This is a genomic window from Rubrivivax sp. JA1026, assembly GCF_011065555.1.
GTDB lineage: Bacteria > Pseudomonadota > Gammaproteobacteria > Burkholderiales > Burkholderiaceae_C > Rubrivivax > Rubrivivax benzoatilyticus.
In genome coordinates, this window is the sequence record NZ_JAALCQ010000001.1 from 230,516 (window position 1) to 256,180 (window position 25,665).

The 25,665-nt window shown below is 69.7% G+C and carries 25 protein-coding genes; 11 read left to right on the forward strand and 14 right to left on the reverse strand.

The genetic code is table 11. The features are described from left to right. Positions 1-8 precede the first annotated feature (8 nt). The 11 genes from bchY to G5B56_RS01125 all read left to right on the forward strand — a co-directional run bounded on the left by bchY (position 9) and on the right by G5B56_RS01125 (position 10,044). The gene (gene bchY, locus G5B56_RS01075; RefSeq protein WP_029718818.1) at positions 9-1,541 is read left to right on the forward strand and encodes a chlorophyllide a reductase subunit Y; all 1,533 of its coding nucleotides are present in this window, start codon (positions 9-11) and stop codon (positions 1,539-1,541) included. Further along, positions 1,541-3,004, forward strand: a complete 1,464-nt coding sequence (gene bchZ / locus G5B56_RS01080) for a chlorophyllide a reductase subunit Z (protein ID WP_009857106.1) — start codon at positions 1,541-1,543, stop codon at positions 3,002-3,004. Before bchY ends, bchZ begins: the two co-directional genes overlap by 1 nt. A gap of 135 nt (positions 3,005-3,139) precedes the next feature. Continuing rightward, a complete protein-coding gene (gene pufB / locus G5B56_RS01085) occupies positions 3,140-3,286 on the forward strand; it encodes a light-harvesting antenna LH1, beta subunit (protein WP_009857107.1) in 147 nt (48 codons plus the stop codon). 56 nt (positions 3,287-3,342) lie between these two features. Continuing rightward, on the forward strand, positions 3,343-3,546 hold the full coding sequence (locus G5B56_RS01090) for a hypothetical protein (protein ID WP_009857108.1): 204 nt from the start codon (positions 3,343-3,345) through the stop codon (positions 3,544-3,546). An 11-nt stretch (positions 3,547-3,557) separates the two neighbouring features. Continuing rightward, positions 3,558-3,761: a light-harvesting antenna LH1, alpha subunit gene (gene pufA, locus G5B56_RS01095; RefSeq protein ID WP_029718817.1), complete on the forward strand. Its 204-nt coding sequence runs from the start codon at positions 3,558-3,560 to the stop codon at positions 3,759-3,761. Positions 3,762-3,882: 121 nt separating this feature from the next. Continuing rightward, entirely contained in the window at positions 3,883-4,716 is an 834-nt protein-coding gene (pufL, locus tag G5B56_RS01100; RefSeq protein ID WP_009857110.1) for a photosynthetic reaction center subunit L, read from the forward strand. 19 nt (positions 4,717-4,735) lie between these two features. Next, on the forward strand, positions 4,736-5,713 hold the full coding sequence (pufM, locus tag G5B56_RS01105; RefSeq protein WP_029718815.1) for a photosynthetic reaction center subunit M: 978 nt from the start codon (positions 4,736-4,738) through the stop codon (positions 5,711-5,713). Between the two features lie 38 nt (positions 5,714-5,751). Then, positions 5,752-6,813 (forward strand): photosynthetic reaction center cytochrome PufC, encoded by a 1,062-nt coding sequence (gene pufC, locus G5B56_RS01110; protein ID WP_009857112.1) that lies wholly within the window; start codon positions 5,752-5,754, stop codon positions 6,811-6,813. 42 nt (positions 6,814-6,855) lie between these two features. Further along, complete coding sequence (locus tag G5B56_RS01115; RefSeq protein ID WP_164962073.1) at positions 6,856-7,626, forward strand: spheroidene monooxygenase; 771 nt, start codon at positions 6,856-6,858, stop codon at positions 7,624-7,626. After that, entirely contained in the window at positions 7,619-9,196 is a 1,578-nt protein-coding gene (crtD, locus tag G5B56_RS01120; RefSeq protein ID WP_009857114.1) for a 1-hydroxycarotenoid 3,4-desaturase CrtD, read from the forward strand. The genes G5B56_RS01115 and crtD overlap by 8 nt, the downstream gene beginning before the upstream one ends. A gap of 137 nt (positions 9,197-9,333) precedes the next feature. Next, on the forward strand, positions 9,334-10,044 hold the full coding sequence (locus G5B56_RS01125; protein WP_009857115.1) for a hydroxyneurosporene synthase: 711 nt from the start codon (positions 9,334-9,336) through the stop codon (positions 10,042-10,044). A 26-nt stretch (positions 10,045-10,070) separates the two neighbouring features. Here G5B56_RS01125 and G5B56_RS01130 read toward each other — a convergent pair whose 3' ends face one another. The 14 genes from G5B56_RS01130 to bchF all read right to left on the reverse strand — a co-directional run bounded on the left by G5B56_RS01130 (position 10,071) and on the right by bchF (position 25,499). Further along, entirely contained in the window at positions 10,071-10,337 is a 267-nt protein-coding gene (locus G5B56_RS01130) for a hypothetical protein (protein ID WP_009857116.1), read from the reverse strand. A 116-nt stretch (positions 10,338-10,453) separates the two neighbouring features. Next, the gene (locus tag G5B56_RS01135; protein ID WP_009857117.1) at positions 10,454-11,491 is read right to left on the reverse strand and encodes a phytoene/squalene synthase family protein; all 1,038 of its coding nucleotides are present in this window, start codon (positions 11,489-11,491) and stop codon (positions 10,454-10,456) included. Continuing rightward, positions 11,481-12,314 carry a putative photosynthetic complex assembly protein PuhE gene (puhE, locus tag G5B56_RS01140; protein WP_009857118.1) on the reverse strand — a complete coding sequence of 278 codons (834 nt, stop codon included), beginning with the start codon at positions 12,312-12,314 and terminating at the stop codon, positions 11,481-11,483. Before puhE ends, G5B56_RS01135 begins: the two co-directional genes overlap by 11 nt. Positions 12,315-12,324: 10 nt before the next feature. Beyond that, positions 12,325-13,401 (reverse strand): magnesium-protoporphyrin IX monomethyl ester (oxidative) cyclase, encoded by a 1,077-nt coding sequence (acsF, locus tag G5B56_RS01145; protein WP_164962074.1) that lies wholly within the window; start codon positions 13,399-13,401, stop codon positions 12,325-12,327. Between the two features lie 18 nt (positions 13,402-13,419). Next, on the reverse strand, positions 13,420-13,884 hold the full coding sequence (puhC, locus tag G5B56_RS01150; protein WP_009857120.1) for a photosynthetic complex assembly protein PuhC: 465 nt from the start codon (positions 13,882-13,884) through the stop codon (positions 13,420-13,422). Beyond that, positions 13,881-14,564, reverse strand: a complete 684-nt coding sequence (gene puhB, locus G5B56_RS01155; protein ID WP_009857121.1) for a photosynthetic complex putative assembly protein PuhB — start codon at positions 14,562-14,564, stop codon at positions 13,881-13,883. Before puhB ends, puhC begins: the two co-directional genes overlap by 4 nt. Then, entirely contained in the window at positions 14,561-15,322 is a 762-nt protein-coding gene (puhA, locus tag G5B56_RS01160) for a photosynthetic reaction center subunit H (RefSeq protein WP_009857122.1), read from the reverse strand. The genes puhB and puhA overlap by 4 nt, the downstream gene beginning before the upstream one ends. Before the next feature lie 25 nt (positions 15,323-15,347). Beyond that, positions 15,348-16,796 carry a BCD family MFS transporter gene (locus G5B56_RS01165; protein ID WP_206023466.1) on the reverse strand — a complete coding sequence of 483 codons (1,449 nt, stop codon included), beginning with the start codon at positions 16,794-16,796 and terminating at the stop codon, positions 15,348-15,350. Further along, positions 16,793-17,494 (reverse strand): magnesium protoporphyrin IX methyltransferase, encoded by a 702-nt coding sequence (gene bchM, locus G5B56_RS01170; RefSeq protein ID WP_009857124.1) that lies wholly within the window; start codon positions 17,492-17,494, stop codon positions 16,793-16,795. The genes G5B56_RS01165 and bchM overlap by 4 nt, the downstream gene beginning before the upstream one ends. A 5-nt stretch (positions 17,495-17,499) precedes the next feature. Continuing rightward, on the reverse strand, positions 17,500-18,408 hold the full coding sequence (gene bchL, locus G5B56_RS01175) for a ferredoxin:protochlorophyllide reductase (ATP-dependent) iron-sulfur ATP-binding protein (protein ID WP_009857125.1): 909 nt from the start codon (positions 18,406-18,408) through the stop codon (positions 17,500-17,502). Positions 18,409-18,451: 43 nt separating this feature from the next. After that, positions 18,452-22,162: a magnesium chelatase subunit H gene (locus tag G5B56_RS01180; RefSeq protein WP_029718811.1), complete on the reverse strand. Its 3,711-nt coding sequence runs from the start codon at positions 22,160-22,162 to the stop codon at positions 18,452-18,454. Further along, positions 22,134-23,753 carry a ferredoxin:protochlorophyllide reductase (ATP-dependent) subunit B gene (bchB, locus tag G5B56_RS01185; protein WP_164962075.1) on the reverse strand — a complete coding sequence of 540 codons (1,620 nt, stop codon included), beginning with the start codon at positions 23,751-23,753 and terminating at the stop codon, positions 22,134-22,136. Before bchB ends, G5B56_RS01180 begins: the two co-directional genes overlap by 29 nt. Before the next feature lies 1 nt (position 23,754). Then, on the reverse strand, positions 23,755-25,038 hold the full coding sequence (locus tag G5B56_RS01190; RefSeq protein WP_009857128.1) for a ferredoxin:protochlorophyllide reductase (ATP-dependent) subunit N: 1,284 nt from the start codon (positions 25,036-25,038) through the stop codon (positions 23,755-23,757). Then, the gene (gene bchF, locus G5B56_RS01195; protein ID WP_037290597.1) at positions 25,035-25,499 is read right to left on the reverse strand and encodes a 2-vinyl bacteriochlorophyllide hydratase; all 465 of its coding nucleotides are present in this window, start codon (positions 25,497-25,499) and stop codon (positions 25,035-25,037) included. The genes G5B56_RS01190 and bchF overlap by 4 nt, the downstream gene beginning before the upstream one ends. Between the last annotated feature and the right edge of the window lie 166 nt (positions 25,500-25,665).

Genomic DNA, 25,665 nt, shown 5'->3' on the forward strand with positions numbered 1-25,665 from the left:
GACCCGCGATGAGCGAGCAACACGTCTCCAATCCTGGTGCGCCCGTGGCCGACGACGGCCTGGGTTGCCACGCGGGTCGGGAACAGATGCTGGCCGCGGCCGCCGCTTCGGGCAACGGCGAGATGCTGCAGCAGTACGCCCGCGACTATCCGATGCCCGAAGGCGCCGGCCCGCACGACCAGCCGCAGAGCATGTGCCCGGCCTTCGGTTCGCTGCGTGTCGGCCTGCGCATGCGCCGCACCGCGACCGTGCTGTCGGGCTCGGCCTGCTGTGTCTACGGCCTGAGCTTCACGGCCCACTTCTACGGCGCGCGCCGCTCGATCGGCTACGTGCCGTTCAGCAGCGAGACGCTGGTCACCGGCAAGCTGTTCGAGGACATCCGCGAGGCCGTCCACAAGCTCGCCGACCCGAAGCAGTACGACGCCGTCGTCGTCATCAACCTCTGCGTGCCCAGTGCCTCGGGCGTGCCGCTGCGCCTGCTGCCCAAGGAAATCGACGGCGTGCGCATCATCGGCATCGACGTGCCGGGTTTCGGCGTGCCGACGCACGCCGAAGCCAAGGACGTGCTCGCCGGCGCGATGCTGCGCGTGGCGCGTGGCGAAGCCGAGGCCGGCCCGGTGGCCGCGCCGCGCGGCGGCGTCAGCGAGAAGCCGACCGTCACGCTGCTCGGCGAGATGTTCCCGGCCGACCCGGTGGGCATCGGCATGATGCTCGAGCCGATGGGCCTGGCCGCCGGCCCGGTGGTGCCGACGCGTGAGTGGCGCGAGCTGTATGCCGCGCTGGACTGCGCCGCCGTCGCCGCGATCCACCCGTTCTACACCGCCAGCGTGCGCGAGTTCGAGACCGCCGGTCGCCCGATCGTGGCTTCCGCACCGGTCGGTCACGATGGCACCGAAGCCTGGCTGCAGGCCGTCGGCCGCGCCTGCAACGTGCCGCAGGCGATGATCGACGCGTCGAAGAACAAGTGGCTTCGCGCGATCAAGGGCGCGCTGGCCGCCACGCCGATCAAGGGCCGTGTCGTCGTCTCCGGCTACGAAGGCTCGGAGCTGCTGGTCGCGCGCCTGCTCGTCGAGAGCGGCGCCGAGGTGCCCTATGTCGGCACCGCCTGCCCGAAGACGCCCTGGAGCGCGCCCGACCTCGAATGGCTGCAGGCGCGCGGCGTGCACGTGCAGTACCGCGCCTCGCTCGAGCAGGACATCGCCGCGGTGCGCGAATGCCGCCCCGACCTGGCGATCGGCACGACGCCGGTCGTGCAGGCCGCCAAGCAGGCGACGATCCCCGCGCTGTACTTCACGAACCTGATCTCCGCGCGTCCGCTGATGGGCCCGGCCGGGGCTGGTTCGCTGGCCCAGGTCATCAACGCGGCCATCGCCAACAAGTCGCGCTTCCAGCAGATGCGCGAGTTCTTCGGCGAGGTCGGCACCGGCGACAACGCCGGTGTCTGGGAAGACGTTCCGCAGTCGCGCCCCGAGTTCCGGGCCGACACGCGCCGTCAGGTCATCAAGCTCCAGAAGCGCCGCAAGGCCGAGGAGATGATCTGATGTACGTGATCGACCACGACCGCGCGGGCGGCTACTGGGGCGCGGTGTACGTCTTCACCGCGATCAAGGGGCTGCAGGTCGTCATCGACGGCCCGGTGGGCTGCGAGAACCTGCCGGCCACCGCCGTGCTGCACTACACCGACGCGCTGCCGCCGCACGAGCTGCCGATCGTCGTCACCGGTCTCGGCGAAGAGGAACTGGGCCGCGAAGGCACCGAAGGCGCGATGAAGCGCGCCCACGCGGCGCTCGACCCGGACCTCCCGGCCGTCGTCGTCACCGGCTCGATCGCCGAGATGATCGGCGGCGGCGTGACGCCCGAAGGCACGACGATCCAGCGTTTCCTGCCGCGCACGATCGACGAAGACCAGTGGCAATGCGCCAACCGCGCGATGTTCTGGCTGTGGAGCGAGTACGGCCTGCGCAAGATCCCGCAGCGCACCCCGTTCGAGCAGCGCCCGGCCGGCGAGAAGCCACGCGTGAACATCATCGGCCCGAGCTACGGCACCTTCAACATGCCGAGCGACCTGGCCGAGATCCGCCGCCTGGTCGAAGGCATCGGTGCCGAGGTGAACATGGTGTTCCCGCTCGGCAGCCACCTGGCCGACGTGCCCAAGCTGGTCGACGCCGACGTCAACGTCTGCATGTACCGCGAGTACGGCCGCATGCTGTGCGAGGCGCTGGAGCGCCCGTACCTGCAGGCGCCGATCGGCATGCACAGCACGACCGCGTTCCTGCGCGAGCTCGGCCGCCTGCTGAACCTGGACCCCGAGCCCTTCATCGAGCGCGAGAAGCACACCACGCTCAAGCCGATCTGGGATCTGTGGCGCTCGGTGACGCAGGACTTCTTCGGCACCGCCAACTTCGGCATCGTCGCCGGCGAGACCTACGCCCGCGGCATCCGCCACTTCCTCGAAGACGAGCTGGGCCTGCCGTGCAACTTCGCCGTCGCCCGCAAGGCCGGCGAGAAGACCGACAACGAAAGCGTGCGCGAGCTGGTGCACTCGAAGACGCCGCTGGTGCTCTTCGGCAGCTACAACGAGCGCATGTACCTGGCGGAAACGACCTCGGGCCATGGTCCGAAGCCGGCCTATATTCCGGCCTCGTTCCCCGGCGCGATCATCCGCCGTCACACCGGCACGCCCTTCATGGGCTACGCCGGCGCGACCTACCTGGTGCAGGAGTTCTGCAACGCGCTCTTCGACGCGCTGTTCAACATCCTGCCGCTGGGCACCGAGCTCGACCGCATCGACGCGACGCCGTCGCGCCGCGGCGACTCCAGGCCCTGGGACGACGAGGCCCAGCAGGTGCTGCGCGACTACGTCGCCCGCCAGCCGGTGCTGGTCCAGATTTCCGCTGCCAAGCAGCTGCGCGACCGCGCCGAACGCGAAGCCGGCGCCGCCGGCGAGGAACGCGTCACCGCGGCCCGCGTGCGCCAGCTGCTCGGCCAGAAGGAGCCCGCGTGATCAAGGGCTCCATTCACCAGTTCCTGTCCGCGATCAGTGGACAAACCGAATGTCGTGGCACTCTGCCGCGGCTGCCCACCGTGCGCGGGTCTTGTGCGCACGCGGCCATCTGGCCGCTTATGAAGGAGTTTCCTCATGGCTGAAAGAAAGGGCTCGATCTCCGGGCTTACCGACGACGAGGCCCAGGAGTTCCACAAGTTCTGGGTTCAGGGTTTCGTGGGTTTCACGGCGGTCGCCGTGGTCGCTCACTTCCTGGTCTGGGTCTGGCGTCCCTGGCTCTAAGTACCTGATAGCTTGACCCGTCATTGGGGAGCGTTATGGCCCATCTTGAATCTGCAATGCCGAAGCCGGTCGCGGCGGGTGACTCCAGAAGTTTCTGGATCATCTTCGCGCTCAGCTACGTGGCGTTTCTGATCATTGCCCTCATCGGGCAATTGCTTGGTTGGCACTGGCGTTCCTGGTTGCCGGGTGCTGAAGGTGTGAAATCTATTTTTGGCGGCGTCAAGGCAGCGGTTTATACCTTCATGTCGCATTTGCTATAGGAGCTTGGATTATGTGGAGAATTTGGCGTCTGTTCGATCCGATGCGCGCCATGGTGGCCCAGGCGGTGTTCCTTCTCGGTCTCGCCGTTCTGATTCACCTGATGCTGCTGGGCACGAACAAGTACAACTGGATGGACGGCGCGAAGAAGGCGCCGGCGGCGACGGCTGTTGCCCCGGTTCCTGCCGAAGTGACGTCCCTGGCGCAGGCGAAGTAAAAAGCGCCACGCCAGTGCATGCGGGCGAGACCGGTCTTGACCGGTTTCGACCCGCTGCAACAACAAACTCGCCGTTCGGGTTGTCGGTGGCGACCCGTCGGTTGGAGGAATCAATATGGCAATGCTGAGTTTCGAGAAGAAATACCGGGTGCGCGGCGGCACGCTGGTCGGGGGCGATCTCTTCGACTTCTGGGTCGGACCGTTCTACGTCGGTTTCTTCGGCGTGACGACGCTCTTCTTCTCGGTCCTGGGAACCGCGTTGATCATCTGGGGCGCTTCGCAGGGGCCGACGTGGAATCTTTGGCAGATCAGTATTGCGCCCCCTGACCTGAAGTACGGGCTGGGCGTGGCACCGCTGATGGAAGGCGGTCTCTGGCAGATCATCACGGTGTGCGCCATCGGGGCATTCGTCTCTTGGGCGCTGCGTGAAGTCGAGATCTGCCGCAAGCTCGGCATGCAGTACCACGTGCCGATCGCATTCAGTTTCGCGATCCTGGCCTACGTCACGCTGGTCGTCATCCGCCCGGTTCTCATGGGCGCTTGGGGCCATGGCTTCCCGTACGGCATCTTCAGCCATCTGGACTGGGTGTCGAACGTGGGCTACCAATATCTGCACTTCCACTACAACCCGGCACACATGCTGGCGATCTCGTTCTTCTTTACGACGACGCTGGCGATGTCGATGCACGGTGGCCTGATCCTGTCGGCGGCCAACCCGAAGAAGGGTGAGCCGATGAAGACGACGGACCACGAAGACACGTTCTTCCGCGACGCGGTCGGTTATTCGATCGGTTCGCTGGGTATCCACCGCCTGGGTCTGTTCCTGGCGCTGTCGGCGGCCTTCTGGAGCGCGGTCTGTATCGTGATCAGCGGTCCGTTCTGGACCCGCGGCTGGCCGGAGTGGTGGGGCTGGTGGCTGAATCTGCCCGTCTGGAGTCAGTGGCCGCTCAACTGAGCTGCTCAGGAGAAACCCAATGGCTGAGTATCAAAACATCTTCACGCGTGTGCAGGTCGCAGGACCGGCGCACATGGGTGTGCCGCTGCCCGAGAGGGACAGCCCGCGCACCGGCAAGAAGCCTTGGCAGATCCACCTGCTGGGTCGTCTGGGCATGGCGCAGATCGGGCCGATCTACCTCGGTCCCCTGGGCATCCTGTCGGCGGTCTTCGGCGCGCTGGCGATCATGATCATGGGCTTCAACATGCTGGCCCAGGTCGGCTGGAACCCGATCGAGTTCGGCCGCCAGTTCTTCTGGCTGGCGCTGGAGCCGCCGTCTCCGAAGTACGGCCTGAACCTGCCGCCGCTGAACGACGGTGGCTGGTGGCTGATGGCCGGTCTGTTCCTGACGATCTCGATCCTGCTGTGGTGGGTTCGCATGTACACCCGGGCCCGCGCCCTGGGCATGGGCACGCACGTCGCCTGGGCCTTCGCTGCGGCCATCTGGCTGTACCTGGTCCTGGGCTTCATCCGCCCGATCGCCATGGGCAGCTGGTCGGAAGGCGTGCCGTTCGGCATCTTCCCGCACCTGGACTGGACCGCCGCGTTCTCGCTGCGCTACGGCAACCTGTTCTACAACCCGTTCCACGCGCTCTCGATCGCCTTCCTGTACGGCGCGACGCTTCTGTTCGCGATGCACGGTGCGACGATCCTGGCCGTCAGCCGCTTCGGTGGCGAGCGTGAACTGGAGCAGATCGCCGACCGTGGCACCGCCTCGGAACGCGCCCAGCTGTTCTGGCGCTGGACGATGGGCTTCAACGCGACGACCGAGTCGATCCACCGCTGGGCGTGGTGGTTCGCCGTGCTCTGCCCGCTGTGCGGCGGCATCGGCATCCTGCTGTCGGGTACCGTCGTCGACAACTGGTATCTGTGGGCCGTGAAGCACGGCGTGGCACCGGCCTACCCGGCGGTGTTCGCGCCCACGATCGACCCCGCCACCCTGCAGGGAGTCAAGTGATGGCACTCGCGGCTCGTTTTACGACCCTTACCGTCGCCGTGACCGCGGCGGTCCTGCTCGCGGGATGCGAGCGTCCGCCGGTGGAATCGGTGCAGCGGGGCTACCGCGGCACCGGCATGCAGCACATCGTCAACCCGCGCACGCTGGCCGAGCAGATCCCGACTCAGCAAGCCCCGGTGGCAACGCCGGTGGCTGACGATTCGGGCCCGCGCGCCAACCAGGTGTTCCAGAACGTCAAGGTTTTGGGCCACCTGTCGGTCGCGGAGTTCACGCGGCAGATGGCGGCGATCACCGAATGGGTGTCGCCGACCGAGGGCTGCAACTACTGCCATACCGAGAACCTCGCCGACGACTCGAAGTACCAGAAGGTCGTCTCGCGTCGGATGCTCGAGATGACGCAGAAGATCAACGCCCAGTGGACGCAGCACGTCGCCGCTACCGGCGTCACCTGCTACACCTGCCACCGTGGTCAGCCGGTCCCGAAGGAGATCTGGTTCACCGCTGCGCCGCAGAACAAGCGTTCGGACTTCATCGGCAACCTCGACGGCCAGAACCAGGCCGCCAAGGTCGTCGGGCTGACCTCGCTGCCGTACGACCCGTTCACGACCTTCCTGAAGGAAGACACGAACGTCCGGATCTACGCGACGACGGCGCTGCCGGCGGGCACTTCGACGGCCGACATCAAGCAGGCCGAGAAGAGCTACGGTCTGATGATGCACTTCTCGGGCGCGCTGGGTGTCAATTGCACGTACTGCCACAACACCAACGGCTTCGGCAGTTGGGAGAACGCCGCGCCGCAACGCGCGACGGCCTGGTACGGCATCCGCATGGCGCGTGACCTCAACAACAACTTCATGCAAGGGCTGACCTCGGCCTTCCCAGCCCACCGGCTGGGCCCCACCGGGGACGTGGCGAAGATCAACTGCGCCACTTGCCACCAGGGCGCCTACAAGCCGCTGTACGGCGCGCAGATGGCCAAGGACTACCCGGGCCTGAAGCCGGCTCCGGCGGCCCCCGCCGCCTCTGCCGTGGAAGCCGCTCCGGTCGACGCCGCCGCGTCGGCTGCTCCGGTCGCCACGGTGGCCACCGCCGCGAAGTGACGTGTTGAACGGCGGCCGCGGCACCCGCCGCGGCCGTTCCGCATGACGAACGAACTCAGCATTGCCGCCGGCGCCTCGCAACAGGCCCCGGCGGCATCTTCTTTGTCGAGCGAGGAGTTGCCGCGGGTCACCGCCGGTGGCGACGTGCTCGTTCTGCTGCTCATCGACGTGGCGCCCGCCTCGCGGCTGTGGGGTTACGGGCGTTTCATCGCCGGCAGGGCGCCAGCCCGTCGCGAGCCTGGCGCCCGCTTCGCCAAGCAACTCGGCACCGGCTACGAAGGCGGCTTCGGGCTGCGGCCCAGCGCCACGCGCCAGGGCCTTTTCGTGCTTTTCGAGGACGAGGCCGCGGCCGATGCTTTCATCGGGCACTCCGAGCTCGTCCAGGAATACCGCCGCCACGCGCGCGAGCTCTGCATCGTCAAGGCGCGGCCGTACGCGGCGCGCGGCACCTGGGATGGCCAGCAGCCGCGTGTCGGCGCACCGGCGCCGGTGGACGGCCCGGTCGCGGCATTGACGCGAGCGTCGATCCGGCTGTCGCGGGCGCACCGTTTCTGGCCCAACGCCGGGCCTTCGCAGGTTTCGCTCGAGCGCGCGAGTGGCTGCCGGCTGGCCGTCGGCCTGGGCGAGGCGCCGTTCCTGCGCCAGGCCACCTTCAGTGTCTGGGACAGCGTCGCCGCGATGGACGCCTACGCGCGCACCGGCGCGCACCAGCGCGCGATCCAGGCCTCGCGCGACTTCTTCTCCGAATCGATGTTCGTGCGCTTCGTGCCGCTGGCGATCGAAGGCGTCTGGAAGGGGCGCCGTTATGGCTGATGTCTCCCGCACCCATCGTGTCGTCGTCGTCGGTGCCGGCATCGCCGGGCTGACCAGCGCGTTGCTGCTGGCCGCACGCGGGCTCGACGTCACGCTCGTCGACAAGTCGGCGACGCCGGGCGGCAAGATGCGCCAGGTGATGGTCGACGGCGCGCCGGTGGACGCCGGCCCGACGGTCTTCACGATGCGCTGGGTCTTCGACCAGATCTTCGCCGCCGCCGGCGCCAGGGTCGAGGACCACCTGAAGCTGCAGCCGCTGGGCGTGCTCGCACGCCACGCCTGGCGCGGGCACGAGCCCCGCCTGGACCTGTTCGCCGACATCCAGCGCTCCGCCGAGGCGATCGGCGAGTTCAGCGGCCCGCAGGAGGCCCAGCGTTTCCTCGGCTTCTGCCGCCAGGCTCGCCAGCTCTACGACCATCTCGAGGGCCCGTACATCCGCTCCGAGCGGCCGACGCTCGGCAGCATGGTCGGCGACCTGGGCCCGCGCGGCCTGATGGTGCTGATGCAGATCGGGCCGTTCTCCAATCTCTGGCGCTCGCTGTCGCGGCACTTCCGCGACCCGAAGCTGCAGCAGCTGTTCGCGCGCTACGCGACCTACTGCGGCGCGTCGCCTTGGATGGCGCCGGCGACGCTGATGCTCGTCGCCCAGGTCGAACTCGACGGCGTCTGGGCCGTCGAGGGCGGCATGCATGCCGTCGCCCGGGCCTTCTCGGCGCTGGCCGAGGCGCGCGGCGTCAAGCTGCGCTACGGCTGCGGCTGCGAGCAGGTGCTGGTGCGCGATGGCCGCGCCGTCGGCGTGCGCCTGTCCGACGGCGAGGAGATCGCCGCCGACTCGGTGGTGTTCAACGGCGACGTCAACGCGCTGGCCCAGGGGTTGCTGGGCGACCCGGCGCGGCGGGCGTCGGCGCCGGTCGCGCCGGCGCGGCGCTCGCTGTCGGCGCTGACCTGGCTGGTCAACGCGCGCACCAGCGGCTTCCCGCTGGTGCGCCACAACGTGTTCTTCGACGAGGACTACGCGTCCGAGTTCGACGACATCTTCCGCCAGCGCCGCCTGCCGCGGCGCGGCACCGTCTACGTCTGTGCGCAGGATCGCACCGACGAAGGAATCGGGTCGGACGCCCCCGAGCGCCTGCTGTGCCTGGTCAATGCACCAGCCGACGGGGACCGGCGACCCTTCGACGTTTCGGAGACCGAACCATGCGAGCAGCGGAGTCTGGCGCTGATGCGCGAGTGCGGCCTGTCGATCGAGTGGAGCCCGCAGACGCACCGGCTGGTGACGCCGGCGGACTTCGAGCGGCTGTTCCCGGCGACGGGGGGAGCGCTCTACGGCCCGGCGACACACGGCTGGATGTCCTCGTTCCATCGGGCGTCGTCGACGAGCCGGCTGCCGGGGCTGTATCTGGCGGGCGGGAGTGTCCACCCGGGGCCGGGCGTGCCGATGGCAGCGATGTCCGGCCGGTTGGCGGCCGAGACGCTGATGGCGCACCTCGATTCGACCAGCCGGTCCCGCCGGGTGGTTATCTCTGGTGGTATGTCGACGCGGTCAGCGACGACGGGCGGCATGGCCTGACCTTCATCGCCTTCGTCGGCAGCGTCTTCTCGCCTTACTACGCCTGGGCCGGCGGCCCGAACGCCGACCGCGCCGACCCGGAGAACCACTGCGCGCTGAACCTCGCGCTGTACGGCGACGCCGGCAAGCGCTGGACGATGACCGAACGCGGCCGGCGCTGGATGCGCCGCAGCCGCGACGAGTTCGTCATCGGCCCGAGCCGGCTGCACTGGGATGGCGAATCGCTGCTCGTCGAGTTCGACGAGATCGGCGTGCCGATCCCGCGCCGCGTGAAGGGCAGGGTGCGGGTCTGGCCGAAGGCGCTGTGCCGCTTCGTCACTTCGCTGGACAGCGGCGGGCGCCACCGCTGGGGCCCGATCGCGCCGTGCAGCCGCATCGAGGTCGAACTCGACAGCCCGCGCGTGCGCTGGAGCGGCCACGCCTACCTCGACTCGAACGAGGGCGACGAGCCGATCGACCGGCCGTTCCACGAATGGGACTGGTCGCGCGCGACGATGGCCGACGGCAGCACCGCGGTGATCTACGACGTGCGCCAGAAGCGCGACGGTGACCGCGTCATCGCCGAACGTTTCCTGCTCGACGGCAGCACCGAGAGCTTCGAGGCGCCGCCGCGCCAGCCGTTGCCGACGACGCTGTGGCGCATCGGCCGCACGATGCGCACCGAGCCGGGGGTGCCGGCGGTCGTCGAGCAGACGCTCGAGGACACGCCGTTCTACGCGCGCTCGATGGTGCGTTCGGGGCTGCTCGGCGAGGTCGTGACCTCGGTGCACGAGACCATGCTGCTGCCGCGCGTGATCACGCTGCCGGTGCGGCTGATGCTGCCCTGGCGCATGCCGCGCCGGGGGTGACGGCGGGGCCGGCCGGGGGGGCCGGCTCATTCCTGGTGGTCGTCGGCGCGGCGGCCGTTGAACGAGCTGGGGCGGTAGACGTTGCCCTCGCGCTTGACGTTCGGGGCCCCGCGGCGGGCGCGTTCGATGACCTCGACCGCCTCGCGCTCGGCGTGCCGGCGCTGGCGGCTCCAGCGCCAGGCGCTGCGCGTGCGTTGCAGCATCGCGCTCACACGCTGGCGGCCGACCAGCATGCCCAGCAGCAGGGCCATGCAGACGGCCAGACCGATCGCGGCGAACACCTTCTCGAGCATGGCGACAATCTAGCGCGCTTCGCCGTCGGCGTCGCGCAAGTTGTGCACGGCGCGGGACGCGGTCTTGATCATTGTCGGCCGCAATCCCGCGAACATCGGGCGCCGGTGCGCCGCCTTCAGACGCCGCGGCGTGCCGCCTGGCGTTCCATCAGCTCGAGCACCCAGCCCAGCCGCTCGTTGAACGAGCGCGGCAGCGGGCGGTGGGTGGCCGAGGCGCCCGAGGTCGAGGCGACCGAGGCATCCACCAGGTACTGGATGGCCGGCAGCGGCGGGATCGAGGCGTGGGCCCGCCCGGGGCTGTTCAGCGCCGCGGACGCGGCGACGGCCATCAGCGCGGCCTTGCGGCGGGCCGGCACGACGACCCGGCGGTTGACCGAATCCAGGCCGTCGCGCTCGAGGCGGTGGCCGATCTCGGCGTAGACCAGCCGGGCGGCGCGGATCGCCGGGCGGCAGTCGCGCGGCAGCGCGGCGATGCCGTGCTCGGAGCGTTCGTACAGCTCGTCGGCAGCCCGCAGCAGCCGGCGCACGGTCTGCGCCACCTCGGGGCAGTGCACGGGGTTCTTCAGCCAGGCGTCGACGTCCAGTCCGGCCTCGCGCAGCCACTGCCGCGGCAGGTACAGGCGGCCGTTGCGGGCGTCTTCACCGACGTCGCGCGCGATGTTCGTGAACTGCATCGCCACGCCCAGCTCGCAGGCCCGGGCCAGCGCCTGCGGCGAGCGCACGCCCATGATTACCGCCATCGCGGCGCCGACGGTGCCGGCGACGCGTGCGCCGTAGGCCTCGACGTCGGCGACGGTCTCGTAGCGGCGGCCCTCGGCGTCCCAGAGGAAACCTTCGAGCAGCGCGTCGAGCAGCACGCGCGGCAGGCCGTGCCGGTGCACGGTGCAGGCCAGCGCGCGGTCGGCGGCGATCGGCTCGGGCGTGCCGGCGTAGACCTTGTCCAGCCGCGACCGCAGCTCGGCCATCGCGGCGTGCGGGTCGCCGCTCAGATCGACGGCGTCGTCGGCGACGCGGCAGAACGCGTACAGCGCGGTGGCCGGCGCGCGCACGCGTTGCGGCAGCAGCAGCGAGGCGGCGAAGAAGGACTTGGAGCCGCCGCGCATCAGTTCGCGGCAGGCCTGCAGTTCGGTCGAGACGCGCAAGTCAGCGGGCATGGAGCAGGTTGTTGTCGGGCGGGGGCACCAGCATCGGCGGCGGGTCGCGCGGCTCCCCCGGTTCGCGCGAACGCAGCGCCCAGCGCCACAGCGCGGCGACGGGCAGCGGCAGCACCATCATCCAGTGCTCGATGACGGCCATGCCGAGCATCGTGGCCACGAGCAGCAGGCCGACATGCATCGCCGGGCTGGTGCCGGGCAGCAGCGCCTCCTGGACCATCAGGCCGGCCACGATCGTCGGCACGGTGACCGAGATCGGGAACAGCAGGTTCATCGCGCGGCGGCGGAAGAAGCTGACGAGGTACTTCAGGTGCTCCGGCAGGAACTCCTCGCTCAGGTTGCGCACGCCCAGGAACAGGTTCAGCTTGGCGCTGGCGCGCATCGTCCAGAGCACCAGATAGGTCCAGGTGCCGACCTGGTTGGGCTCGCCCCAGGTGACGGCGATGATCGCGATGCCGACGCCGATGATCGCGATCTCGTGCCACAGGATGGCCTGGATGGCGTGGATGAAGCGTGTCCAGGTGCTCGCGCCGGGCGGCGTCGCGGTCTTGCGCGGGCCCGTGATCCAGCCGGTCAGGAAGGCCAGCTCGTGCCAGCCCCAGACCAGCAGCGCGCAGGTGAAGGCGCAGTACGCGTCGGCCGGCGTCGTGTTGCCGGCGGTGTGGACCAGGGCGCCGAAGGCCGTCACCGCCAGAGCGGTCGAGATGACCAGGCTCCAGCGGAAGGTCTTCCGCGGCAGACCGTCCAGCAGCAGGATCAGCCCGGTGCTGAACCACCAGACGAACACCGCGAACAGCACCGGGATCGCCACGCTCAGCATCATGTCCTCGCTTTCACCATGCCGGTGCCATGCGCACCTGCGCCGGCAGCGCGTGACGGCGCACCGGGATCAGGTACATGCGGGCGAAGGTCGCGGCACCCGCCACGGCCCAGGCACCCTGCTGCAGGCGGCCGACGAGGCCGCCCCGCTTCTTCGCGGCGTCGAACGCCGTCTTCACGCGCACCAGGCGCTCCATGCCGGCACGGAAGGCCGGATGGTCGATGTCCAGCGAGATCGGGAAGACCTGCTTGGAGATCTCGTTGGTGATCTCGAACACGCGGTAGTCGTAGTCGGTCGACTCCAGCCCCATCGCCTCGTGAAGCAGCGGCCGCATGTGGTCGCGCACGTACATCGTCGTGTAGACGGCGAGCAGGAAGAAACGCACCCACAGCAGGTTGGCGCCCGAGACCAGGTGCGGGTTGGCACGCAGGATCAGCGCGAACGATTCGCCGTGGCGGAATTCGTCGTTGCACCAGCGTTCGAACCAGCGAAAGATCGGGTGGAAGCGCTTGTCGGGGTGGCGTTCGAGCTGGCGGTAGATCGTGATGTAGCGCGCGTAGCCGATCTTCTCGGACAGGTAGGTCGCGTAGAAGATGTACTTCGGCTTGAAGTACGTGTACGCCTTGGTGCGCTTCAGGCCGCCCAGGTCGATGCCCAGGCCGAAATCGCGCAGCGCCTGGTTGATGAAGCCCGCGTGGCGCGACTCGTCGCGCGCCATGAAGCGCATCAGCGCCTTGACGTCCGGGTTCTCGACGTTCTTCTGGATCTCGTTGTAGAGCACGCAGCCCGAAAACTCGGAGGTCACCGACGAGATCAGGAAGTCCAGGAACTCCTGGCGCAGTTCCGGAGACACCTGGGAGAAACGCTCGGCCACCTCCTGCGCGAACTCGGGCGTGCGCTGGAAGTGGTCGTGGTTGTTGTCGCCCTCGTACTCGGCCAGCATCGCGTCCCATTCCGCGCGGATCGACGAGACGTCGATCGCGTTCATCGCGGCGTAGTCCGTGGTGTAGAAGCGCGGGCTCAGGAGCGTGCTCTCCTTGGCCCGGCGGGCGGCCTCTTCGGGTGATTCGATCGTCGGGGTCGCGAGCATGAGGGTCTCCGTGGTGTTTCAGCGGGCCGAAGCCGGCTGGGGTTCGACGTTCAGCAGGCGCGCGAACACGCCGGCGTTGGTCGGGCCGAAGGACTCCAGGTCGATGCGCTCACCCGTTGCCGGGTCCATCAGCGTCAGTCGGCCATCGTTCCGGGCGACGAGTTCGAACGCCTGCTCGGGGCCGAGGCCCCGCTTCATGCGTTCGCGGGCGAGTGCACGCAGGGCCCCACGGAGGAACCCGGCCTCGCCCTGGACCGATTCGAGCAGCGCGCCGTCGCGCGCATCGATGACGGCGATGCTGCCGTCGGGTCGATCCTCGAACCGGAGGGCACGCGTCGCGACGGCATCGCCGTCGGGCGCGCGGATCGACTGCCCGCTCAGGCGAACCGCGGCAACGCCGACGATGACGGCCACGAGCAGCACGCCGATGGCGATCAGCGGCGTGCGGGGCAGGTCGTTGGAACGGGACGTGGTGTCGCTCATGCAGCGGCACCCTGGCCCGCGAGATTGCCGGCGGCAGGCTTGCCGTCGGCCGCCGCGGCAGGCACGGCGGGCAGCTCGTTGGCCCGCGACCAGGCCTCCGACAGCTGCCGGGCCACCGCCTCGGCATCGGGAACGCAGCGCAGCATCGGCTCCGGCTTGGCGTAGCGCCACGGGCGGGCGTGCGGCCAGAGGTGCAGATACGCGATGCGATCCGTTCCGAGCAGCGTGATCGGGATGTCGCCGCTGCCGTCGCGATGACGGCGCAGGCCGGCGGCCGCGATGCGCTTGAACGGAATGTTGAAGGTCACCGTCAGCACGATGCCGATGCGCATGACCACGCGCCGGTCGGTGATGGTGTAGACGGCGCCGCGCGCCGTCAGCCAGGCGAGCCCGGTGATCAGCACGAGCGCGAAGACGACCAGAGGCAGCAGCAGCACGAGCGCGCGCAGTGCGTCGCCGGCGCTGCCGCCCTGGCTCAGCACGTAACCGGCACGGGCCGCCAGGACGGCGGCGAAGTACAGCACCAGCGCAGGCACGTGAAAGGCGCGCCGTGCGAGGGCGCGCCAGTCAGGACTGCCCTGCCAGAGGATGTGCTCCTCGGCAGGGAGGACCTCCGGCAGTCCGTGCACGGGCTCGTATTCGTGCTCGTGCCCGGTGGTGTGCCGGTGGCCGTGTGTCACAGCAGGGGCTCCTGCCGCGACGGCTCGGCGTACAGCGTGCCGGCGCCGTAGTAGGCGCAGATCTTCTCTTCCTCGAGCATCGTGACCTGCTCGGGATGCTTGGTCGCCGGGACGTCGGCGAACTGGCCGGCCAGCAGCGCCGTGACCTTGACCGCGTCACGCTTGAGGATCGCGAAGTTGATCGGCAGCAGCACCTTGCGGGCCCCGTCGTTCAGCTCGACCTCGATGTAGCGGAACAGGTTTTCCGGCGTGTCGACCCACAGGTCGGTCACCGTGCCGGCCTGCACGCCGTCGGCGCCGAAGACCGGCTTGCCGCGCGGGTCGCTGTCCTGCTTGGCGACGTCGAAACCTTCGACGAGGCGCAGCGGCAGGATGCGGGCGTTGCCGTCGGCGTCCGTGTCGGGACGGTCGGCGCGCTCGGCCCAGGCGCCCGGGCCGACGCCGGCCAGCAGCGGGTTGCCGGTCGGGACCAGCGGGGCACCGATCCAGCCGTGGGCCGGTTCGGCGGCGAGGTTGTCCTGCGACGGCTCGGCCTTCGGCACGACGTGCTCGTGGCCGTCGGCCAGCTTGAACGTCTTGGGCTCGGGGACCGGCCAGCCGGTGATGACACCGCGGCCCGTGCCGCTGTCCATCTCGGGGTAGCCCTCGCGATGGTTCTCGCGGATCAGGTAATAGCAAAGGCCCGCGAAGAACGCCCAGAAGGCGTACAGCACGAGCTGCGCAACGTCGACATAGGATGTGATGGCACCGGATTCCATGGGGTTCTCCTTCTCGCGAATCTCGCTAGCCGGGGAAATCGGCCAGTCCGAATTGGTTTTGGTCAGGCTGCTGCCGCCGCCCCGAGCGGCGCACCAGCGGGCCGATCGCGACCAGGGCCGCGAACAGCAGGATCATCTCGAGGTGATACACGAAGCTGTAGCCGGTCACGGGGCTGACCAGCACCTGGCCCAGCAGGCCTTGCGTCGCCATGCTCGACACGAGGTCGCGCATCGCGCCGCCGGCTGCAACCGCACCGCCGGCAGCCGTGGCCTGAACGGCGCCCCAGGCGCCGAGGGCCAGACCGACGTGCTCCTTGCGCTCCATTCCCATCGCCGCCGTCAGCGTGCCGACCGAGAACAGACCGCCTCCGAAACCGATCATCACCGTGCCGATGCGGAACATCGCCGGTGAATCCATCGGCGCGGCGAAGACCACCAGCGCGAACGCCGGCAGCCCGCAGACCGCACCCAGCGCCGCGACGCGCAGCGGATCCCAGCCGCGCGCCAGCAAGCGTGCGGCGAGCGCGAACGCGACCAGCGCACCGCCGGCCAGCAGGGCCGTCAGCGTGCTCGTGGCGGCGACGCTCAGCTTCAGGATCTCGCCGCCGTAGGGCTCGAGCACGATGTCCTGCATGTTGAACGCCGCGGTGCCCAGGCCGACCATCCAGAGGAAGCGCCGGGCCTGCGGCTGCTCGATGAAGCCGCGCCACATGGTGCGGAATTCCGGCGCGGGCTGGTCCTTGCTGCGGCGGCGGTTCGGGTCGCGCGCCTCCTGCTTCCAGACGGCGATCAGGTTCAGCGCGACGGTCAGCACGGCGGCGCCCTGGACGACCTCGACCAGGCGCTGCTCGGAGAAGTCCGACAGCAGGGCCGAGCAGGTCATGCCGCCGCCGACCAGGCCGACCAGCAGCATCACGTACATCAGCGCGACGACACGCGGGCGGGACTCCTCGCTGGCCAGGTCGGTGGCCAGGGCCAGCCCGGTGGTCTGCGTGGTCTGCAGGCCGGCGCCGACGAGCAGGAAGGCGACGGCGGCGAAGATCTGGCCGACCCAGCCCATGCCGAGGTGGCCCTGGCCGGTCAGCACCAGCAGCGCGAACGGCATGATCGCCAGGCCACCGAACTGCATCAGCGTGCCCAGCCAGATGTAGGGCACGCGGCGCCAGCCGATGACCGAGGCGTGGATGTCCGAGCGGAAACCGACGAAGGCGCGGAACGGCGCCGCCAGCATCGGCAGCGCGACCATCATCGAGACGATCCAGGCGTGCACGCCCAGCTCGACGATCATCACGCGATTGAGCGTGCCGACGAGCAGCGCGGTGGCCAGGCCGACCGACACCTGGAACAGCGCCAGGCGCAGCAGGCGCGACAGCGGCAGGCCGGGGCTGGCCGCGTCGGCAAAAGGCATCAGGCGCGGCACGACACGCTGCAGCCATTCGCGCAGCGGGTCGGGCAGGGCCGGGGTCGCCTTCACGAGCGTTTCCACTCCGTGGCCTGGGAGGTGTAGAAGCCGCTGGCGACGCGTTCGCTGCGGCCCCACTGCCAGTCCTTCAGCCCGGGGTGCGCGGCCATCAGCGCACGCAGCTGGTCGGGCGCGACCGGCACGATGGCCGGCGAGCGGTCACCGCGCGGGAACAGCTTGCCGACGGTCCACATCAGCGACAGCAGCGCGGTGCGCGGCGCGAAGGTGAAGACCATCGAGGTCGAGGTGCGCTCGGCGAGCCGCGACAGCGCCGCGACGGCGTCCGGCGCGTCGTAGTGGATCACCGAGTCCATCGCGATGACGTGGTCGAAGCGGCCCAGCGCCGCATCGAGCATGTCGCCGCTGCGGAAGTCGATCGAGCCCGGACCCAGCGACTCGGGCAGGCGCTCGCGGGCGTAGCCGACCAGCGTCGGCGACAGGTCGATCGCGACGACCTCGGCGCCGCGGCGCGCGAGTTCGATCGAGGCCGCGCCGGTGCCGCAGCCGGCGTCGAGCACACGCCGGCCGCGCAGGTCCTGCGGCAGCCACGACAGCAGCGTCGTGCGCATGCGGTCGCGGCCGGCGCGCACGGTGGCGCGCACGCCGCTGACCGGGGCGTCGGACGTCAGCCGCGCCCAGGTCTGGGCGGCGGTGCGGTCGAAGTAGTGCTCGACCTCGCCGCGGCGGTTCTGATAGCTGGTGTTGTCCATGGCGATCAGTCGTAGCCCAGCAGGTCGAAGATCTCGCGGTCCTTCAGCGGCTCGCAGTACAGCGGGTCGACGCCGTCCCACAGACGCTGGGCGAGCTGCAGGTACTCGGCCTGAACCGCCAGCACCTCGGGGCTTTCTTCCATCTCGAACAGCGTGGCCTTCTTCAGCCGGCTCTTGCGGATGACGTCCAGCGCCGGGATGCGCGCCAGCGAGCGCATGCCGATGCGCTCGTTGAACTTGTCGATCTGGTCGGTGGCGTCGGAGCGGTTGGCGATGATGCCGCCCAGGCGCACGTTGTAGTTCTTGGCCTTGGCACCGATCGCCTGGACGATGCGGTTGGCGGCGAAGATCGAGTCGAAGTCGTTGGCGGTGACGATCAGCGCGCGGTCGGCGTGCTGCAGCGGGGCGGCGAAACCGCCGCAGACCACGTCGCCGAGCACGTCGAAGACGACGACGTCGGTCTCCTCGAGCAGGTGGTGCTCCTTGAGCAGCTTGACGGTCTGGCCGACGACGTAGCCGCCGCAGCCGGTGCCCGCCGGCGGGCCGCCGGCCTCGACGCACATCACGCCGTTGGTGCCCTCGAAGACGAAGTCCTCGACACGCAGCTCCTCGGGGTGGAAGTTCACCGTCTCGAGCACGTCGATGACGGTGGGCACCATGCGCTTGGTCAGCGTGAACGTGGAGTCGTGCTTCGGGTCGCAGCCGATCTGCAGCACGCGCTTGCCGAGCTTGCTGAAGGCCACCGACAGGTTGCTCGACGTCGTGCTCTTGCCGATGCCGCCCTTGCCGTAGATCGCGAACACCTTGGCGTTGCCGATCTTGGCGCCGGTTTCCATCTGCACCTGAACGCTGCCTTCGCCGTCCGGGCGTCCGCCGCGGCCGATCTGGCTGGGGGAGATCGTGGCCGTGCTCATGCCTGCGTCTCCGTCATCCGGGCGTACTGCCCCCGGGTCATCGTCATGCTGGAGTTCCTTCGTATACACCTTCGAGGCGGTCTTCCAGCTCTTCGCCGGCACGGCGCAGGGCTTCGAGCACTTCGGGGTCCGGGCTCCAGTACTGGCGCTCGGACGCTTCGATCAGGCGATTGGCCACCTTCGCCGAGGCGGCCGGGTTCAGACGCGCGAGGCGTTCGCGCATCTCGGGGTCGAGCATGAAGGTCTCGGTGAGCTGCTGGTAGACCCAGGGCTGCACCTGACCGGTCGTCGCCGACCAGCCCATCGTGTTGGTCACGTGGACCTCGATCTGGCGCACGCCTTCGTAGCCGTGCTCCAGCATGCCTTCGTACCACTTCGGGTTGAGCATGCGCGTGCGGGTCTCCAGCGCGACCTGCTCGGACAGCGTGCGCACGGTGCCGTCGCCCTTGGTCTGGTCGCCGATGTAGACCGGCGTCGCGGTGCCGCCCTTGGCGCGGCGCACCGCGCGGCTGATGCCGCCCAGCGTGTCGAAGTAGGTGTCGATCGTCGTCACGCCCAGCTCGACCGAGTCGAGGTTCTGGTAGGCGAGGTCGACGTCGGCGAGCACGCTTTGCAGCAGCTCGGCCTTCTGCATCGGCTTGCCGGCGCGGCCGTAGGCGAAGCCCTTGCGGCGGCTGTAGGTCTCGGCGAGCTCGTCTTCGTCGTCCCAGCGGCCGTTCTCGACCAGGTTGTTGACGTTGGAGCCGTAGGTGCCGTCGGCGTTGCCGAAGACACGCAGCGCCGCGGTCTCCATGTCGCAGCCGTGCTGCTGCATGTAGGCCAGGGCGTGCTTGCGCACGAAGTTCTGCTCGACCGGCTCGTCGGCGGTGGCGGCCAGGTAGGCGGCTTCGGCCAGCAGCTTGATCTGCAGCGGCAGCAGGTCGCGGAAGATGCCCGACAGCGTGATGACGACGTCGACACGCGGACGGCCGAGCTGCTCCAGCGGGATCAGCGTCGCGCCGGCGAGGCGGCCGTAGCTGTCGAAGCGCGGCGTCGCGCCCATCAGCGCCAGGGCCTGGCCGATCGGGCCGCCTTCGGTCTTCAGGTTGTCGGTGCCCCACAGCACCAGCGCGACCGATTCCGGCAGCGCGTTGCCGTCGGCGACGTGGCGGTCCAGCAGCAGCTGCGCCAGGCGCGTGCCGTCCTTGACGGCGAAGGCGCTGGGGATGCGGAACGGGTCGAAGCCGTGCAGGTTGCGCCCGGTCGGCAGCACCTCCGGCGTGCGCAGCAGGTCGCCACCCGGCGCCGGCGGCACGAAGCGGCCGTCGAGCGCGCGCAGGATGCCCGGCACCTCGGTGTCCAGCGCCAGCAGCTTGTTGGCGCGCACCAGGTCGTCGTGGCCGCTGACGGCCTTGCCGGCGACGATGGCCTCGACCACCGAACGCTCCGGCGGCGTGTCGCCGGCCATCGACATCAGCATGTCCACACGCTGGCCTTCGGTCAGCGGCTTGCCGACGACGTGCAGGCCGTGCGGGATCAGCGTGTACTCGAGCTCGAGCACTGCCGAGGTCAGGCGCTGGACCTCGGTCTCGGCCTGTTCCGGCGTCCAGGCCGGTTCGGCGGCGGTGAGTTCGAGTTCGGCGGCCTGGGCCTGGATCACCGAGGCGTACTCGGCGCGTTCGGCGGCGTCGGGATCGAGCCCGCGCCAGCGCTCCAGCGAGGCCTTCAGCTCGAGCAGGCCGCGGTACAGGCCGGCCTGGGCCACCGGCGGCGTCAGGTAGCTGATCAGCGTCGCGGCGGCACGGCGCTTGGCGATCGCGCCTTCGGACGGGTTGTTCGACGCGTAGAGGTAGAAGTTCGGCAGGTCCGAGATCAGGCGGTCGGGCCAGCACATGCCGGACATGCCGGTCTGCTTGCCGGGCATGAACTCCAGCGCGCCGTGGGTGCCGAAGTGCAGCACCGCGTCGGCCTTGAAGTCGTCGCGCAGCCAGCGGTAGAAGGCCGAGAACGCGTGCGTCGGCGCGAAGCCGCGCTCGAACAGCAGGCGCATCGGGTCGCCTTCGTAGCCCATGCTCGGCTGGATCGCGACCAGCGCGTTGCCGAACTGGGCGCCGAGCACGAAGATCGAGCGGCCGTCGGTCAGCTGGCGGCCGGGCGCCGGGCCCCACTGCGCCTCGATCTCCTTCAGGTAACGCTCGCGACGGACGTGGTCGTCCACCGGGATGAAGGCGTGCACGTTGGCGTCGGCGCCGTAGGTCTGCGCGTTGCCCTTGAGCACCGCGTCGCGCAGCGCGTCGACGCTGTCCGGCACCTCGACGGCGTAGCCCTGGGCCTTCATGCCCTTGAGCGTCTCGTACAGGCTCTCGAAGACCGACAGGTAGGCGGCGGTGCCGATGTTCCCGGCGTTGGGCGGGAAGTTGAAGATGACGATCGCGACCTTGCGCTCGGCGCGGCGGGCGCGGCGCAGCGACACGAGGCGCGCCACGCGGGCCGCCAGCATCGCGGTGCGTTCCGAGCAGCTGCGCATGTCCTGCGAGTTGTCGCTGCTGGTGAACTGGCAGCCCTTCTCGCAGCCGGCGCAGGTGGTGCCGGCTGCGCCGCAGCGGCCGCCGAAGATCGTCGGGCTGGTCGCGCCGTCGAGCTCGGGGATCGCGACCATGATGGTGCTTTCCACCGGCAGCAGGCCGCGGTCGGAGCCGCCCCATTCGCCGAGCGTCTGGAACTCGACCGGGTGCGCGGCGATGTAGGGCACGTCGAGCTGGGCGAGGATCTCCTCGGCGGCGCGCGCGTCGTTGTAGGCCGGGCCGCCGACCAGCGAGAAGCCCGACAGCGAGACGACGGCGTCGACCGTCGGCTTGCCGTCCTTCATGAAGAAGCGTTCGATCGCCGGACGCGAGTCCAGACCCGAGGCGAAGGCCGGCACGACCTGCAGGCCCTGGACCTCGAGCGCCGCGATGACGCCGTCGTAGTGCGCCGCGTTGCCGGCCAGCAGGTACGAGCGCAGCAGCAGCAGGCCGACGCGGCCCTGGCATTCGCCGTCCTTGACGACCGTCGGCAGCGCCGCGGCGTCCTCGCCGATGCGGCCCTTCATGCGCGGGTGGTAGACGCCGATGTCGGGGTACTCGACCGGCGCCGCGGGCTTGCCGCGGCCGCGCAGCGCGGCGCGCTCGCCGGCCGCGTAGCGGTCGACGAGGAAACGCACCATGTTGAAGATGTTCTCTTCGGAGCCGCCCAGCCAGTACTGCAGCGACAGGAAATAGGCGCGCACGTCCTGGGCGGTGCCCGGGATGAAGCGCAGCAGCTGCGGCACGCGGCGCAGCATCTTCATCTGCGCGGCGCCGCCGGTGGCGGCCTTGTCCTTGTTGCCGCGCAGGCGCTTCAACAGCGCCAGCGGCCCCGAGGCCGGCTTGTCCATGTCGAAGCCGCCCAGGCGCGTCAGCTTGACGACCTCGGCGGCCGACATGGCGCAGACCATCGCGTCGCACTGCAGGCGCCGCTCCTGCAGCACCGGCATCAGCGGCAGGAAGTGGTCTTCCAGGAACAGCATCGTCACGATGACGATGTCGGCCTGGCGGATGTCGGCGATGCAGCGCTGCAGCCCTTCGGGCTCGTTGGCCCACTCCGACGCGGCGTGCAGCGTCAGTTCCAGGCCGGGCAGCACGCGGCGGAGGTTGACCCGCGCGCGCTCCGCAGCGCTCGCCAGGTGGGTGTCCATCGTGACGATGACGACCCGGATGGGCGTCGCGTCAACGCCCGAAGTGCGCCTTGGCGTCATACAGCGTTTCCACGGTGATGGTCGCGAGGCCGCGTTCGGCGGCGAATCGCTCGGTGTTGCGACGGGCCTTGCCGCGCACGAAGAACGGGATCTTCTGCAGTTCCTTCTGCGCGTCGGGTGCCCATTGGGCGACGGCGATCGGAGCGGAGGCGGCGGGCGCGGCCGTGACGGCCGCAGCGGGGATGTCGGGGGCGGGCTCGGGGGCTTCGGCGGCGGCGGGCGCGGCGGCCGGCGCCGGCACGGCGGCACGCCCGAGGTGCGAGGCCGCGGCGCCGTCGTGGAACTCGAAGTCGCCGCGGAACATCGTCAGCAGGTGTTCCTCGAGGCCCATCATCAGCGGGTGGACCCAGCTGTCGAACAGGACGTTGGCGCCCTCGAAGCCCATCTGCGGCGAGTAGCGCGCGGGGAAGTCCTGCACGTGCACCGGCGACGAGATCACCGCGCAGGGCACGCCCAGGCGCTTGGCGATGTGGCGCTCCATCTGGGTGCCCAGCACCAGCTCGGGGTGCAGCTCGGCCACCTTGGCCTCGACTTCCAGATAGTCGTCGGTGATCAGCGCCTCGACGCCGTAGAGCTTGGCCGCCTCGCGCACGTCGCGGGCGAACTCGCGGCTGTAGGTGCCCAGGCCGACGACGGTGAAGCCCATCTCCTGGTGCGCCACGCGCGCCGCGGCGACGACGTGCGTGGCGTCGCCGAAGATGAACACGCGCTTGCCGGTGAGGTAGGTCGAGTCGACCGAACGCGAGTACCAGGGCGAGCGCGACAGCGCGTCGGGCAGCGGCGTGTCGGCCGGCAGGCCGGCCAGGCCGAGCACCTCGGCGATGAAGTCCTTGGTCGCGCCGACGCCGATCGGGATCGTCTTCGTGAACGGCTGGCCGAAGAAGCGCTGCAGCCAGCTCGCCGCCTGTCCGCCCGTCTCGGGGTAGAGCACGACGTTGAAGTCGGCCTCGCCCAGGCGGGCGATGTCGTCGGCCGAGGCGCCCAGCGGCGCGACGGTGCGGACCTCGATGCCGAGCTCGTTCAGCAGGCCGGTGATCTCGCGCACGTCGTCGCGGTGGCGGAAGCCCAGCGCGGTCGGGCCGAGGATGTTGCAGCTCGGCTTGGCACCGGGCTCGCGTGCGGGCCGCGGCGTGCCGGGCGCGGGGGCGTTCGGGCCGGCCAGCGTGCGCACGACCTGGTAGAAGGTCTCGGACGCGCCCCAGTTCTCCTTGCGCTGGTACGACGGCAGCTCCAGCGGGACGACGGGGATCGGCAGCGCCAGCGCACGGGCGAGGCCGCCCGGATCGTCCTGGATCAGCTCGGCCGTGCACGAGGCACCGACCAGCAGCGCGTTCGGGCGAAAGCGCTCGACCGCCTGGGCGCAGGCGGTCTTGAAGAGTTCGGCGGTGTCGCTGCCCAGGTCACGCGCCTGGAAGGTCGTGTACGTGACCGGCGGGCGGCGCGGCAGCCGTTCGATCATCGTGAACAGCAGGTCGGCGTAGGTGTCGCCTTGCGGCGCGTGCAGCACGTAGTGCACGTCGTCCATCGCGGTGGCGACCCGCATCGCGCCGACGTGCGGCGGGCCTTCGTAGGTCCAGAGCGTCAACTGCATGTCAGGCGACCAGTTTCATCCGCCGGGCGAGCGGGCGGGTGAACAGCTCGGCCAGGTCGGCTGCCTGGTCGAAGCCGTGCACCGGCGTGAACACGAGCTCGATCGACCACTTGGTCGTGAGCCCCTCGCTTTCCAGCGGATTCGCGAGGCCCAGGCCGCAGACGACGATGTCGGGGCGGGCGGCGCGGCACCGGTCGAGCTGACGCTCGAGATCCTGGCCCTCGGAAAGCTGGGTACCCGCCGGCAGCAGCGCCAGTTCGGGCGCGACCAGCTGGCGGTGCAGGTAGGGCGTGCCGACTTCGACCGGCACCATGCCCATCTCTCGCGCGAGGAAGCGGGCCAGCGGCACCTCGAGCTGCGAGTCGGGGAAGAAGAAGACCTTGCGCCCCTCGAGCAGGACGCGGTGGCGGGCCAGCGCGCGGGCGGCGCGTTCGCGGCGCGGGCCGACGACCGAGACGAACTTCGTCGCCTCGACCTGGAACTCGCGGGCGATGGCCTGCAGCCACAGCGTCGTGCCTTCGGCGCCGAACGGGAACGGCGCCGGCAGTCGCTTGGCGCCGCGCAGTTCCAGCGCGCGTGCGGTGTCGGCCAGGAAGGGCTGGGCCAGCACGAAGCGCGTGCCCGGGCCGACCGGCGGCATCTCGCCGGCACGGTGGGCGGGGAAGAAGTGGACCGGGCCCACGCCCAGGCCGTCGAAGACGCGGCGGAACTGGTCCTCGACGATGTCGGCGACCGCGCCGACGACCATCAGTGCGCGCTCGTCGCTGGCCGGCAGTTCGGGCACCAGCGCCGCCAGGCAGGTGTCTTCGCCCTGCGTGAAGGTGGTGTCGATGCCGCTGCCGGTGTAGGAAAGGATGCGCACGCGCGGCGAGAAGCTGCGCGACAGGCGCTCGGCGGCGCGCGACAGGTCGAGCTTGATGACTTCCGACGGGCACGAGCCCACCAGGAACAGCATCTTGATGTCCGGCCGGCGCTCGAGCAGGCGCGTGACGACGCGGTCGAGCTCGGCGTTGGCGTCGGCCAGGCCGGCGAGGTCGCGGTCGTCGATGATCGCGGTGGCGAAACGCGGCTCGGCGAAGATCATCACGCCGGCGGCCGACTGCAGCAGGTGGGCGCAGGTGCGCGACCCGACGACGAGGAAGAAGGCGTCCTGGATCTTGCGGTGCAGCCAGACGATGCCCGCGAGACCGCAGAACACCTCGCGCTGCCCGCGTTCGCGCAGGACAGGGGCGTCGCCACAGCCCTGCTGCATCGGGGCAGGGGCGATGTCGATGACGGCATTCATGCGTAGGCTTCCGACTGGGCGCTCAATCGCGCGGCCCGGAGCTTAAGGAGGAACTGCCCGGCGTTAATGACGTAGGTCGCGTACGCTGCGAGTGCCAGCCACATTTGTTGACGCGCATCAAGCCAGCCAGTGGCCAGCGCCACGAGGTAGGCCGTGTGCAGCGCCAGCACCAGCATGCTGAACACGTCTTCCCAATAGAAGGAAGGGTGGAAGAGGTAGACGCCGAAGACGTCCTTCTCCCAGATCGCGCCCGTGACCATGATGGTGTAGAGCAGCAGCGTCTTGACGACGATCGAGATCGTCGCCGCGTCGTGCCCTTGACCTGTGATCAGGTAGCGCACGACGAGCACGAGGCTGACGAGGAAGACGAAGAACTGCAGCGGCGCGAGCACGGCCTGGACGATCGTCCAGGGCGAGCGGTCGCGCCGAATGCGCTCTTCGGGCGTGTACAGCGGAGGCACGCGCGGCGCCGTGGGTCCGCGGTCGAGTTTGGTCCTTTGACCCATGACGCAGAATCTAGACGGGGACACCCCTGATGTCAACAGGGGTTGACGTCATGCGAACCTGACACTACTCTTGACTCATGCGGGTTCAGTTCGCCCGCGCCAGGGGAGTCGCTCGCATGAT

Bases quoted from the DNA above. Each gene is read 5' to 3' on its own strand.
- pufA (WP_029718817.1), top strand. From the start codon at position 3,558: ATGTGGAGAATTTGGCGTCTGTTCGATCCGATGCGCGCCATGGTGGCC.
- G5B56_RS01180 (WP_029718811.1), bottom strand. From the start codon at position 22,162: ATGACGCCAAGGCGCACTTCGGGCGTTGACGCGACGCCCATCCGGGTC.
- puhC (WP_009857120.1), bottom strand. From the start codon at position 13,884: ATGAGCGACACCACGTCCCGTTCCAACGACCTGCCCCGCACGCCGCTG.
- puhE (WP_009857118.1), bottom strand. From the start codon at position 12,314: ATGATGCTGAGCGTGGCGATCCCGGTGCTGTTCGCGGTGTTCGTCTGG.
- G5B56_RS01115 (WP_164962073.1), top strand. From the start codon at position 6,856: ATGACGAACGAACTCAGCATTGCCGCCGGCGCCTCGCAACAGGCCCCG.
- pufB (WP_009857107.1), top strand. From the start codon at position 3,140: ATGGCTGAAAGAAAGGGCTCGATCTCCGGGCTTACCGACGACGAGGCC.
- pufL (WP_009857110.1), top strand. From the start codon at position 3,883: ATGCTGAGTTTCGAGAAGAAATACCGGGTGCGCGGCGGCACGCTGGTC.
- puhA (WP_009857122.1), bottom strand. From the start codon at position 15,322: ATGGAATCCGGTGCCATCACATCCTATGTCGACGTTGCGCAGCTCGTG.
- G5B56_RS01090 (WP_009857108.1), top strand. From the start codon at position 3,343: ATGCCGAAGCCGGTCGCGGCGGGTGACTCCAGAAGTTTCTGGATCATC.
- bchB (WP_164962075.1), bottom strand. From the start codon at position 23,753: ATGCAGTTGACGCTCTGGACCTACGAAGGCCCGCCGCACGTCGGCGCG.
- G5B56_RS01125 (WP_009857115.1), top strand. From the start codon at position 9,334: ATGACCGAACGCGGCCGGCGCTGGATGCGCCGCAGCCGCGACGAGTTC.
- crtD (WP_009857114.1), top strand. From the start codon at position 7,619: ATGGCTGATGTCTCCCGCACCCATCGTGTCGTCGTCGTCGGTGCCGGC.
- pufM (WP_029718815.1), top strand. From the start codon at position 4,736: ATGGCTGAGTATCAAAACATCTTCACGCGTGTGCAGGTCGCAGGACCG.
- G5B56_RS01135 (WP_009857117.1), bottom strand. From the start codon at position 11,491: ATGCCCGCTGACTTGCGCGTCTCGACCGAACTGCAGGCCTGCCGCGAA.
- bchZ (WP_009857106.1), top strand. From the start codon at position 1,541: ATGTACGTGATCGACCACGACCGCGCGGGCGGCTACTGGGGCGCGGTG.
- bchL (WP_009857125.1), bottom strand. From the start codon at position 18,408: ATGAGCACGGCCACGATCTCCCCCAGCCAGATCGGCCGCGGCGGACGC.
- G5B56_RS01130 (WP_009857116.1), bottom strand. From the start codon at position 10,337: ATGCTCGAGAAGGTGTTCGCCGCGATCGGTCTGGCCGTCTGCATGGCC.
- bchY (WP_029718818.1), top strand. From the start codon at position 9: ATGAGCGAGCAACACGTCTCCAATCCTGGTGCGCCCGTGGCCGACGAC.
- bchM (WP_009857124.1), bottom strand. From the start codon at position 17,494: ATGGACAACACCAGCTATCAGAACCGCCGCGGCGAGGTCGAGCACTAC.
- G5B56_RS01190 (WP_009857128.1), bottom strand. From the start codon at position 25,038: ATGAATGCCGTCATCGACATCGCCCCTGCCCCGATGCAGCAGGGCTGT.
- acsF (WP_164962074.1), bottom strand. From the start codon at position 13,401: ATGCTCGCGACCCCGACGATCGAATCACCCGAAGAGGCCGCCCGCCGG.